Genomic DNA, 11981 nt, shown 5'->3' with positions numbered 1-11981 from the left:
CCAATGCCCCACCCTGGGCCGGATATTTCTGCAGTTGCCAGCGCACGGCCGCGGATAAATTTCCAAGCCGCCATTGGTCGCCGCCCCCCCGGATGGATTAAAGTATCAGCCCTTGCCAGGGCTGCTGCTATCAGCAGCCCGTGGCCCCCTACCAGGAACCGCCATCGATGGAACACCGTGAAGCGCTGATCGCGCTGCGCACCTTTCTCTCCACCCAGATCCTGGGCCAGGAAAAGCTGGTCGAGCGGCTGCTGATCGTCCTGCTCGCCGATGGCCACATGCTGGTAGAGGGCGCGCCGGGCCTGGCCAAGACCAAGGCCATCAAGGAACTGGCAGAGGGCATCGAAGCGCAGTTTCACCGCATCCAGTTCACCCCTGACCTGCTGCCGGCCGACATCACCGGTACGGAGATCTATCGCCCCGAAACCGGCAGCTTCGTGTTCCAGCAGGGGCCCATCTTCCATAACCTGGTGCTGGCCGACGAAATCAACCGGGCGCCGGCCAAGGTGCAGTCCGCCCTGCTCGAGGCCATGGCCGAACGCCAGGTCAGCGTGGGCCGCAGCACCTACGACCTGTCGCCGCTGTTCCTGGTGATGGCCACGCAGAACCCGATCGAGCAGGAAGGCACCTACCCGCTGCCCGAAGCCCAGCTCGACCGGTTTCTGATGCACGTCAAGATCGGCTTCCCCGACGCTGCTGTAGAGCGCCGTATCCTGGCCCAGGCCCGCGGCGAAGCCCTGGGCGGCGAAACCAAGCCCGAGCGCCGGGTCAGCCAGCAGGCCATTTTTGCCGCACGCAAGGAAATCCTGGGCCTGTACATGGCTGATGCGGTGGAGGAATACCTGGTACAGCTGGTGATGGCCACCCGCACCCCGGCCAAGTTCGACACCGAGCTGGCCGACTGGATCGCCTACGGGGCCAGCCCGCGTGGCTCCATCTCCCTGGACCGCTGCGCCCGCGCCCACGCCTGGCTGGCCGGGCGTGACTTTGTCAGCCCCGAGGACATCCAGGCGGTGCTGTTCGATGTGCTGCGCCACCGCATCATCCTCTCGTTCGAGGCCGAGGCAGCGGGGATCGACCAGGACCGGGTGGTCCAGCGCATCCTCGACGTCGTCGCCGTCGCCTGACCCATGCCGCCCTCCCAGCTGGCCGAACCCGGCATCCGCATCGGCCTTGCCGAGCTGATCGACATGCGCCACCGTGTGCGCGAGATCCAGCTGTTCTCCAAGCCAGGCCAACGCAGCCCGCTGGTGGGCCTGCACCACTCCAAGCTGCGTGGGCGCGGCGTGGACTTCGACCAGGTGCGGGTCTACCAGGCTGGCGACGACGTGCGCAACATCGACTGGCGGGTTACCGCACGTACCCAGGAACCGCATACCAAACTGTTCCATGAGGAGCGCGAGCGGCCCATCTTCATTCTGGTCGAGCAAAGCCAACGGTTGTTCTTTGGCTCGGGGCTGATGTTCAAGTCGGTGCTGGCGGCTCAGGCGGCGGCACTGTTCGGTTGGGCCGCGCTGGGCCATAACGACCGGATCGGCGGCCTGGTGTTCGGCGACAACGACCCGCACGAAATCAAGCCCAGGCGCAGCAAGCAGAGCCTGCTGCAACTGCTCAACCGGCTGGCCAAGGTCAACCAGTCGCTGCACACCGAGGGCGTTGCCCAGGCCGACAGCCTGGGCCTGGCCCTGCGCCGTGCACGCGAGGTCCTGCGCCCCGGCAGCCTGGCCATCGTGATCTGTGACGAGCGCTCGCTGACCCCTCAGTGCGAGCAGCACCTGGCCATGCTGTCACGGCATTGCGACCTGCTGCTGATGCCGGTGTCAGACCCGCTCGACCATGCCCTGCCGGCCGCTGGCCTGCTGCGCTTTGCCCAGCGTGGGGCGCAACTGGAGCTCGACACCCTGGACGATGGCCTGCGCCTGGCCTACCGGCAGCAGGCAGAGGCCCGTGTCGAACGCTGGGAGCTGATGGCGCAGAAGCTGCGGGTGCTGCTGATGCCGCTGAGCACCCAGAGCGAGATGATCGAACAATTGCGTGAATACCTGAGCGCACAGCGCAGGGGGAGCAACCCGTGACCCCCCTGGACCAGTTGCAGCCACTGATCACACCGGCCGCTGTAAGCCTGTGGCCACCGGCACCGGGCTGGTGGGTGTTGCTGGCGTTGCTGCCACTGACAGGCTGGGGCCTGTGGCGGGTGCGCCACTGGCGGCCGCGCAAGCGCCGCGTGGTGCGTGCCGAGCAACCCTTGGACCCGGCCCGTGTTGCCGCCCTCGACGAGCTGGCCCGCCTGGCGCGCCCCTACGACAACGCCCCGGCCGGTGCCTGGCTGCAGCAGCTCAATGCATTGCTCAAGCGCTTGTGCCGCAGCCACTACCCTTTCGCCAACAGTCATACGCTCAATGGCCGGCAATGGCTGGCGTTTCTCGACAACCGCTGCCCAGCGGCTGGCCTGACGCGCTGGATGGTGCTGGTAGAAGGCGCCTACAAGCCTGAGTGTCGGCTCGACGACAAGGCAATCGTCGGGCTCAGCCAGGCCGTCGAAACCTGGATCCGCAAACATGTTTGAGCTGGCCTGGCCGTGGGTCTTCGCGTTGTTGCCGCTGCCTTGGCTGGCACGGCTGCTGCTGCCGGCTGCCGACAGCGGCGAGCCGGTGCTGAAGGTGGGCTTCCTGCGCGAGCTGGAAGGCCTGGCCGGGCGCCGGGCGCGGCTGAACCTGCCCACCTGGCGCCACCAGGCACCCTTCATCATCATTTGGTCGCTGTTGCTGCTGGCGGCCGCACGCCCGCAATGGCTGGGCGAACCCGTGCCAGTGGCGGCCAGCGGTCGTGACTTGCTGGTAGCGGTGGACGTGTCGGGGTCGATGGACTTCCCCGACATGCAGTGGAAAAACGACGATATCAGCCGGCTGGACCTGGTGAAGGCGCTAATGGGCGACTTCTTGCAGGACCGCCGGGGCGATCGGGTTGGCCTGATCCTGTTTGGCAGCCAGGCGTACCTGCAAGCCCCGCTTACCTTCGACCGGCGCACCGTGCGCACCTTCCTTGACGAAGCGCAAATCGGCATCGCCGGCAAGAACACCGCGCTGGGCGACGCCATTGGCCTGGCGGTCAAGCGCCTGCGCCAGCGCCCCGCGCAAAGCCGGGTGCTGGTGCTGATCACCGACGGTGCCAACAACGGCGGGCAGATTCACCCGCTGACCGCTGCCCGGCTGGCAGCGCAGGAGGCCGTGCGTATCTACACCATCGGTATCGGTGCCAACCCGGACGCCACCGGCACGCCTGGCCTGCTCGGCCTCAACCCAAGCCTGGACCTGGATGAAGCCTCGCTGCGGGAAATCGCCGAGATTACCCACGGCGCGTATTTCCGCGCCCACGATGGCGCCGAGCTGAGCGCCATCGGCGATACCCTTGACCGGTTGGAACCGGTGGCCCAGCAGCCCACCCAGGCGCGTACGGCCAAGGCCTTGTATGCCTGGCCACTGGCGTTGGCGCTGCTACTGAGCGTGCTGCTGGTGGTGGCAGTGCAATGGCCCGACAACCTGTTGCAACGCCAGTTACGCAAGCCGCGCTTCCTGCAGCCGCACCCCGAATGGCGCCAGCGCCTCAAGCGCCTGCGCCTGAGGAAACCACGATGATCGAACTCTGGCCGCAATGGTTGCGCCCCCTGTGGCTGTTGACCGTCCCTGTGCTGGCCTGGCTGCTGTTCAAGCTCTGGCACCGGCGCAAGCGCGCCGGGCGCTGGCAGATGATCCTGCCAGCGGCGTTCCATGGTGTGCTGCTGGGGGGCGGCAGTGGCAGCACCAGCAAGCTGCCATGGGTGGCCCTGGGCCTGGCCTGGACACTGGCGGTACTGGCCCTGTTGGGCCCCAGCTGGCAACGCGTGGAAGAGAGCCGCCAGCGCCCCGCCGACCCGCTGGTGATCCTGCTGGAACTCACCCCGCAAATGCTCGCCGAGGACAGCCCGCCCAACCGCCTGGAGCAGGCTCGGCGCAAGGTGCTCGACCTGCTCGAGCACCGCCGCGACAGCCAGACTGCGCTGGTGGTCTATGCAGGTTCTGCGCACACCCTGGTGCCGCTGTCCGACGACCTGGCGACCACCCGCAACCTGCTTGAGGCCATCGACCCCTCGATCATGCCCAAGGCCGGCCAACGCGCTGACCTGGCCGTGCAGAAAGGCCTGGCATTACTGGCCCAGAGCGGCCTGGGCCAGGGGCGGCTGCTGTTGATCGGTTCGTCACTCAGCGCGGCAGAGCGCCAAGGTATCAGCCAGGCGCTGGGCCGCCAGGGGCCAAGCCTGCTGATGCTGGGGATTGGCAGCCGCGACGGCGCGCCCGTGCGGCAGGCCAACGGTGAGTATCTCAAGGACGATCAGGGGGGCATTCTGCTGCCCCGGCTGGACAACGCCGCCCTCAAGGGTTTTATCAGTGGTACCGGCGGGCGCTACCGGCATGCCCGTATCGACGACCTCGACCTGCGCGGCCTGGGGCTGTTCGACAACCCGCATACGGCGCGCAACGAGGGGCAGACGTTGCAGTTGGACAGCTGGGCCGACCAGGGTTACTGGTTGCTCATCCCCCTGCTGCTGCTGGCGGCCTGCGCCGGGCGGCGCGGCTGGTTGTTCTGCCTGCCGTTGTTGCTGGCCGTGCCTCAGCCCAGCCACGCCTTCGAGTTCACCGACCTGTGGCTGCGGCCCGACCAGCAAGGCCAGCACCTGCTTGAACAAAACCGCCCGGCCAGCGCCGCACGCCACTTCCAGAACTCGCAATGGCGCGGCATGGCGCTGTACCAGGCCGGAGACTATGCAGGGGCCGCCGAGGCATTTTCACAGGGGGATACAGCTGCCGACCACTACAACCGCGGCAACGCCTTGGCACGCAGCGGTGAACTGGAAGCCGCCCTGGATGCCTACGAACAGGCACTGGACCGCCAGCCGGACTTGCAGGCGGCACTGGCTAACCAGGCGCTGGTCGAGCAAATGCTGCAACAGCGCCAGGGCAAGGCCGAAGAACAGCCCGCCAGCGGCGAGGCCCAAGGCACGCCCGGCCGGGAAACCGACGGCAACAGCAGCTCGGCCAGCAGCCAAGCCGAAGGCACACCCGGCAACGACCCACAGGCAGGCGCAGACAACAGCGGGGACAGCAGCGACAATAGCCAGGCCAGCCCGGGCAACCAGGCCGGCGACGATGACAGCGTCGTCCAGCCCCCACAGCGCCCGGCATCCAATGCACTGGACGCCGAGCAGCGTCAGGCGCTGGAACAATGGCTGCGGGAAATCCCGGACAACCCGGCGCAGCTGCTGCGGCGCAAATTCTGGTATGAACAGCAATTGCATCAGGAAACCCCAACACAATGAGTCGCTACGGCGTCTTTCTCCTCAGTCTGCTGTGGGCCGTGCTGGCCCATGCCGAACCCTCGCTGACCGCCAGCGTCGACCGCAGCCGCCTGGAGGCCGGTGAAAGCCTTGAGCTGACGCTGGAAAGCCAGGATGTGACCGAGTTCGGCAAACCGGACCTGCGTGCCCTTGAGGGCGACTTCGACGTGCGCAGCACCCGCCAGCTCAACAGCCTGCACAGCCTGGACGGTGAAACCCGGGCCAGCACCCGCTGGATCATCACCCTGCTGCCGCGGCGCAGCGGTAGCCTGCGCATCCCGGCCCTGCAGCTGGGCCAGTCGTACAGCCAACCCATCGACCTGCAGGTGCTGCAAGCCGATGCCAGCCGCCAGGACAACGCCCAGGTATTCATCGAGGCCACGCTCGACACCCCCGACGTGTACGTGCAGGCCCAAGCGGTGCTGACGCTGCGCATCTACCACTCCGTAGCCCTGTACGACGACAGCAGCCTCAGCCCGCTGCAACTGGACAACGCCAAGGTGGAACCGCTGGGTGAATCGCGCACCTACGAGAAGGAAATCAACGGCGTCAGGCACGGTGTGATCGAAACGCGCTACGCCGTGTACGCCCAGCAAAGCGGCACCCTGGCTATCCCGTCACTGACCTTCACCGCCACTGCAGCGGCCAGCAACGAAGAGGCGCAGCCAACCACCGGTGCGCGCCCTGGCCGCCAGGTGCAGGTCAGCTCGCTGCCTCTGCGCCTGAATGTGCGGGCCATCCCGCCCGGCTGGCCTGCCGACAAGCCCTGGCTGCCGGCGCGTGGCCTGAGCCTGGAAGAGCGCTGGAGCCCCGACCCCGGCAGCCAGCAGGTGCAGATTGGCGACTCGCTGACCCGCAACGTGACGCTGCGCGCCGAAGGGTTGTCCAGCACCCAACTGCCGCCCCTGCCGGCTACCGAAGCCCCTGGCCTGCGGCGCTACCCCGACCAGCCCCTGCTGCGCAACGAAGTCAGCGAGCGCGGCATGACGGCCACCCGGGAGGAGCGCGAAGCGCTAGTCCCCACCCACAGCGGCGCGCTGGCCCTGCCTGCGCTGGAAGTCACCTGGTGGAATACCCGCGAGGATCACCTGGAGCACAGCAGCCTGCCGGCGCGGGCGATCACCGTGCTGGACAACCCGGCACTTACCGCCGAAACGCCGGTTGGCGACAACCGCAGCGCCAGCAACCCGTCGTGGCCCTGGCAACTGGCAACGATGGTGTTCGCCCTCACCACCCTGCTGGGCTTCACCCTGTGGTGGCGCGCCCGGTCGCAGCCCGCCGTGCTGCGCACCGCGCAGGCAGGCCCCAGCCCGCGCACCTTGCTGGACGACCTCAAACGTGCGTGCCTTGCCAACGACCCCCAGGCCACCCGCCAGGCCCTGGATGCATGGGCCCGCCAACAGCCAGAAACCCTGGCCGAGATGGCCGCGCGCTTCGTGCCCCTGTCGGACGCGCTGGATGGCCTGAATGGCGCGTTGTACAGTGAGAGCGGCCAGCATTGGCAGGGTGAAGACTTGTGGCGCGCAATCGGCACCATACCGCCAGCCGAACACGTGTTGTTGCCAACCACCGACACCGGCAGCCTACCGCCCCTCTACCCCAAATAACGCCCCACGCTCTGCCACGGGGTACCTGGCATGGCAGCAGGTAGCTCGCGATGGGTTACCATACGCCCCACTCCCAAAGCCAAGCCCCAACGCTTGCTCGACTCGACACCAACAGGTCACCCATGCGTCTGTTTCACACCTCCGACTGGCACCTGGGCCAAAGCCTGCACGGTCAGGAACGCGACTTCGAACACGCCTGTTTCCTTGACTGGCTGCTCGGCCAACTCCAACTGCGTCAGCCCGACGCGCTGCTGATTGCCGGCGATATCTTCGACACCGTCAACCCGCCGGTCAAAGCCCAGGAGCGGCTGTACGACTTCATCGTCAATGCCCATGAGCAACAGCCCAAACTGGACATCGTGATGATCGCCGGCAACCACGATTCCGGCTCGCGCATCGAGCTACCTGCGGCGCTGATGCGCCGCCTGCGTACCCACGCCCTGGGCCGCGTGCACTGGCTGGATGAAGGCCAGCTGGATGCCGAGCGGCTACTCATCCCGTTGACCAACAGCCGTGGCAAGGTCACGGCATGGTGCCTGGCCCTGCCCTTCCTGCGCCCAGCCGAAGTCACCGGCCTGCAATTGGGCGACGATTACCTGCAGGGCATCACCCAGGTGCACCAGCAGCTGATCGCCGCAGCCCAGGCCAGGCGCCGCAAGGATCAGGCGCTCATCGCCATCAGCCATGCGCACATGGCCGGCGGCGCGGTGTCGGAAGACTCCGAACGCAGCCTGATCATCGGCAATGCCGAAGCGCTGCCAGCCAGGCTGTTCGACAAAGCGATCAGCTACGTGGCGCTGGGCCATCTGCACAAACCACAAAAGGTCAACCGCGAAGACCGCATCCGCTACAGCGGCTCGCCCATCCCCTTGTCGTTTGCCGAGGTCAACTACCCCCATCAGGTGCTGGAAGTGGAGCTGGACGGTGCCGCGCTGGTCAGTGTGGAGCCGCGCCCGGTGCCACGTGCCGTGGCCTTGCAACGCCTGGGCCCGGCGCCGCTGGGCGAAGTGCTGGCGCAGTTGGCCGACCTGCCGGTGATCGACCTGCTGGATGACCCCAACCGCAAGCCCTGGCTTGAAGTGCGCGTTGTGCTGGACGAGCCGCAACCTGACCTGCGCCAGCAGATAGAGGCCGCGCTTGAAGGCAAGGCTGTGCGGCTGATCCGCATCGGCGTCGAATACGCCGGGCGCCACCAGGCCGATGACGACGAACAGGCCTTTGTCGAACTGGCCCAGATGACCCCGCAGGACCTGTTTGGCCGCGCCTGGGAACAGGCCTACGGCCAGCCTGCCGACGAACAGGCGCTGGCCGACTTCGCCCTGTTGCTGCAAGACGTGCTGCAGGAAGAGGAACAGCCATGAAAATTCTCGCCATTCGTTTGAAGAACCTCGCCTCGCTGGCAGGCCCCGTGGACATCGACTTCACGCGCGAACCTTTGGCCAGCGCCGGCCTGTTCGCCATCACCGGGCCAACCGGCGCCGGCAAGAGCACCTTGCTCGATGCCCTGTGCCTGGCGTTGTTCGGCACGGTGCCACGGCTGAACGACATTGGCCGTGAAGCCAAGGTGCCCGATACAGACGGTGAAATACCCACCTCCGACCCGCGCAACCTGCTGCGCCGGGGCACCGGCAGCGGCTTTGCAGAGGTGGACTTCGTCGGCATCGACGGGCGTCGCTACCGCGCCCGCTGGGAAGCCAACCGCGCCCGCGACAAGGCCAACGGCAAGTTGCAACTCAGCCGCCAGAGCTTCTACGACCTCGACAGTGAGCAGGTGCTGGCCAGCGCCAAGAATGAGTACAAAGCCTTGGTAGAGGCACGCCTGGGGTTGAATTTCGAGCAGTTCACCCGGGCAGTGATGCTGGCCCAAAGCGAATTCGGCGCCTTCCTCAAAGCCGACGACCGTGAGCGCAGCGAACTGCTGGAGAAGCTCACCAACACGTCTATTTATACTCGCCTGGGCCAACGCGCATTCAGCAAGGCACGCGAAGCCGGCGATGCCCACAATGCGCTGAAGGAGCGTGCCAGCCACCTCCTGCCTCTGGCTGCCGAAGCACGGGCGGCGCTCGACCAGCACCTGGAGCAGGCGCAGCAACAGCTCAAGGCCGATCAGGCTGCCGAGCGGCAACTGGAACTGCAACGCACCTGGCTGCATGAGCAACAGCAGCTGCAAATGCAGTTGACTGAAGCCAGTAGCGCTTTACAGGCCGCCGAGCAGCAGTGGCAGCAACTGGCCGATGCCCGGCTGGACCTGCAGCGCCTGCAACACCTGGCCCCGCAACGCCATGCGTTCATCCGCCGGCAGGCCTTGAGCGCACAGGTGGCGTCGATGGCGTCGAAAATCGGCCAGCAACAGCAGCAGGATGCGCAACTGCAGCGCGATGCCGCTGCACTCGAACAAACACTCGCCGCAGCAGCCAAGGCCTTGGTCGATAGCCAGGCCCATTACAGCGAAAGCACCCCGCGCTTGCGTCAGGCCTTTGCCGCCCAGGACACCGTGGCAAGGCTTGAACAAGAGCTGGCAGCGCAGCATGCCGCCCAGCTGCAGGCCGACCAGGAAGTCACCCAGGGCCAGGCGCAGGTTCAGCAACTGCAGGCCAACCAGCAGCGCAGCGAGCAGAACCTGGCGCAGATCGATGCCGCGCTTTCCAGCAGCCAGCACCTGGCTGAGCTGGCACAAGCCTGGCAAGCCTACCTGCCCCAGTTGAAGCAAGTGATGCTGGTGGGGGGCCGGTTGGCCAAGGGCCGCGAAGAGCTGCCGGGGCTGCAGGCCCAGGCCAGCCAGGCAACCGCCCAGTGGCAGGCCAAGCGTGATGCTTTCGACCTGCTGTTCCGCGAAGCCAATGCCGAACCCCACGCACTGGCCGAGCAAGTCGACCTGTTGGGCGGCATGTTGCAGGACAACCGCAAGCAGCACCGCGCCGTCGAGGAGCTGTCACGCCTGCATGCCCGCGAGCACGAGCTGCGCCAGCAACTGGACACCACCCGCCAGCGCCAGCAGCAGGCCATGCAGCAGCGCCAGCAACTGATTGCCCAAGGCACCGCGGCCAAGGCTGAACTGGACGCCGCGCAACAGGGGCTTACCCTGACCCGCCAATTGCTGGAGCGCCAGCGCCTGGCCCGCCACACCAGCGTCGAGGAGCTGCGCAGCCAGTTGCACGAGGGCGAGCCGTGCCCCGTGTGTGGCAGCGCCGAGCACCCGTTCCACCAGCCCGACGCCTTGCTCCAGAGCCTGGACCTCAACGACCAGGCAGAGCAGCAAAGCGCGCAGCAGCAGGTCGATACCCTTGGCGCCCAACTGGTCGAGCTGCGCACCCAACTGGGCGTCATCAACGCCCAGCTCAAGGAGCTGCACCAGCAGCAACAGCAGCTGACCGAGCACTTGCAGCCACTGCAGGCGCAGGTGCAGTCTCACAGCCTGTGGCACGCACTCGCCCCCCAGGACGATCAGGCCCGCAGCACTTGGCTCGACGGCCAACTGCGTCGCCTCACCGACGAGATTGACCGCGACGAAAAGCGCCAGCGTGCCCTGCTCGCCCTGCAAAAGGATGCAGCGCAGCTGACCCAGCAGCTACACGCCGCTCAAGAAGCCCAGCAGCAGGCACAGCGCCACCTGGCCGAGCAGCACCAGGCACTGGCCGCTGACCAGCAGCAGCTGGAGCAAGGGCTGAGCGACCTGGCCAGCGTGCTGCCTACCAGCACCGTGAAAGCCCTGCAGGAAGACCCCGCCAATGCCTTCCTCGTCCTCGACCAGCAGATTGCCCAGCGCCTGGAGCAGGTCGAGCGGCGCAAGGACGAACAGCAGGACCTGCAAACCCGCCAGGCCGAACTCGACAAGCTGAACGACCAGCAGCAAACGCGCATTGCGAGCCTGCAGCAGCAACAGCAGAAATTCGCCAGCCTGGATGCGCAGCGCCAGCAAGCCCAGGCATCGCTGAGTGAATTGCTAGCCTCCCACACCAGCGCTGAGGCCTGGCAGCAGCACATGGAAACCGCGGTGGAGCACGCCCGGGCGCTGGAGGCCGAAACCGCCCAGCGCCTGCAGGCCCTGCGCACCCAAGGCGTGCAGCTGGCCAGCGAACTTGGCGCCAACACTCAACAGCACCAGGCCCTCGAGGCGGAAACCCAGGCGTTGCAAACGCAGATCGAGCAGTGGCGCGGCGCCCATCCCGAGCTGGACGACAGCGGGCTGGAACGGCTACTGGGGATGGACGATGGGCAAGTCGATGCCTTGCGCACCCGTTTGCAGGCCTCTGAGAAGGCCGTTGAGCAGGGTCGTGTGCTCCAGCAGGAACGCCAACAACGCCTGCAACAGCATGCCGCGCAGATGGCGGTGGACAGCGCTGCCGAGGCGCTTGAACAGGCTTTGGGCGACGTGCAACAGCGTTTGGCCAGCCACGAACAGCAGTGCGCCGAACTGCGCGGGCAACAGGCCGATGACCAACGCCGTCAAGAGGCCCACCAGGCGCTGGCCGGGCAGATCGAGCAGGCCCGCCAGCAGTGGCAACGCTGGGCCCGGCTCAGCAGCCTGATCGGCTCGGCGTCCGGCGACGTATTCCGCAAGATCGCCCAGGGCTACAACCTCGACCTGCTGCTGCACCATGCCAATGCCCAGTTACGCCAGTTGGCGCGTCGCTACCGGCTCAAGCGTGGTGGCAGCGCGTTGGGCCTGCTGGTGCTCGACACCGAGATGGGTGATGAGCTGCGCTCGGTGCATTCGTTGTCAGGCGGTGAAACGTTCCTGGTGTCGCTGGCCCTGGCCCTGGGGCTGGCGTCGATGGCGTCCAGCACCTTGCGTATCGAATCGCTGTTCATCGATGAGGGCTTTGGCAGCCTCGACCCTGAGTCCCTGCAACTGGCCATGGATGCCCTCGATGGCCTGCAGGCCCAGGGCCGCAAGGTGGCGGTCATTTCCCATGTGCAGGAAATGCACGAGCGCATCCCGGTGCAGATCCAGGTTCGCCGCCAAGGCAATGGCCTCAGCGACGTAGAAGTGTGCGGCTAAC

General features: G+C 66.7%; 8 protein-coding genes. All 8 read left to right on the top strand.

The features are described 5' to 3' along the window. The first annotated feature begins 167 nt into the window (after positions 1-167). The 8 genes from PPA02S_RS04680 (at position 168) to PPA02S_RS04645 (ending at position 11980) form a co-directional block, all read left to right on the top strand. Positions 168-1127, top strand: coding sequence for an AAA family ATPase (locus tag PPA02S_RS04680; protein ID WP_003247242.1), 960 nt, complete (start codon positions 168-170; stop codon positions 1125-1127). Positions 1128-1130: 3 nt separating this feature from the next. Beyond that, positions 1131-2075, top strand: coding sequence for a DUF58 domain-containing protein (locus PPA02S_RS04675; RefSeq protein WP_028632401.1), 945 nt, complete (start codon positions 1131-1133; stop codon positions 2073-2075). After that, entirely contained in the window at positions 2072-2566 is a 495-nt protein-coding gene (locus tag PPA02S_RS04670; protein ID WP_028632400.1) for a DUF4381 domain-containing protein, read from the top strand. Before PPA02S_RS04675 ends, PPA02S_RS04670 begins: the two co-directional genes overlap by 4 nt. Continuing rightward, positions 2559-3635, top strand: a complete 1077-nt coding sequence (locus PPA02S_RS04665) for a vWA domain-containing protein (RefSeq protein WP_028632399.1) — start codon at positions 2559-2561, stop codon at positions 3633-3635. Before PPA02S_RS04670 ends, PPA02S_RS04665 begins: the two co-directional genes overlap by 8 nt. Further along, complete coding sequence (locus PPA02S_RS04660; RefSeq protein ID WP_028632398.1) at positions 3632-5353, top strand: tetratricopeptide repeat protein; 1722 nt, start codon at positions 3632-3634, stop codon at positions 5351-5353. Before PPA02S_RS04665 ends, PPA02S_RS04660 begins: the two co-directional genes overlap by 4 nt. Beyond that, on the top strand, positions 5350-6978 hold the full coding sequence (locus tag PPA02S_RS04655; RefSeq protein WP_028632397.1) for a BatD family protein: 1629 nt from the start codon (positions 5350-5352) through the stop codon (positions 6976-6978). The genes PPA02S_RS04660 and PPA02S_RS04655 overlap by 4 nt, the downstream gene beginning before the upstream one ends. Before the next feature lie 122 nt (positions 6979-7100). Next, positions 7101-8339, top strand: coding sequence for an exonuclease SbcCD subunit D C-terminal domain-containing protein (locus PPA02S_RS04650; RefSeq protein WP_028632396.1), 1239 nt, complete (start codon positions 7101-7103; stop codon positions 8337-8339). Continuing rightward, positions 8336-11980 carry an AAA family ATPase gene (locus PPA02S_RS04645; RefSeq protein WP_028632395.1) on the top strand — a complete coding sequence of 1215 codons (3645 nt, stop codon included), beginning with the start codon at positions 8336-8338 and terminating at the stop codon, positions 11978-11980. Before PPA02S_RS04650 ends, PPA02S_RS04645 begins: the two co-directional genes overlap by 4 nt. Position 11981 lies beyond the last annotated feature (1 nt).

Source organism: Pseudomonas parafulva NBRC 16636 = DSM 17004, from assembly GCF_000730645.1.
Taxonomy (GTDB): Bacteria; Pseudomonadota; Gammaproteobacteria; order Pseudomonadales; family Pseudomonadaceae; genus Aquipseudomonas; species Aquipseudomonas parafulva.
The sequence above is the reverse complement of the archived record's forward strand: the minus strand, read 5'-3'. Positions and strand labels throughout refer to the sequence as shown.

Coding starts and splice junctions, on each gene's coding strand:
- PPA02S_RS04665 (WP_028632399.1), top strand. CDS start 2,559: ATGTTTGAGCTGGCCTGGCCGTGGGTCTTCGCGTTGTTGCCGCTGCCT.
- PPA02S_RS04650 (WP_028632396.1), top strand. CDS start 7,101: ATGCGTCTGTTTCACACCTCCGACTGGCACCTGGGCCAAAGCCTGCAC.
- PPA02S_RS04675 (WP_028632401.1), top strand. CDS start 1,131: ATGCCGCCCTCCCAGCTGGCCGAACCCGGCATCCGCATCGGCCTTGCC.
- PPA02S_RS04645 (WP_028632395.1), top strand. CDS start 8,336: ATGAAAATTCTCGCCATTCGTTTGAAGAACCTCGCCTCGCTGGCAGGC.
- PPA02S_RS04680 (WP_003247242.1), top strand. CDS start 168: ATGGAACACCGTGAAGCGCTGATCGCGCTGCGCACCTTTCTCTCCACC.
- PPA02S_RS04660 (WP_028632398.1), top strand. CDS start 3,632: ATGATCGAACTCTGGCCGCAATGGTTGCGCCCCCTGTGGCTGTTGACC.
- PPA02S_RS04655 (WP_028632397.1), top strand. CDS start 5,350: ATGAGTCGCTACGGCGTCTTTCTCCTCAGTCTGCTGTGGGCCGTGCTG.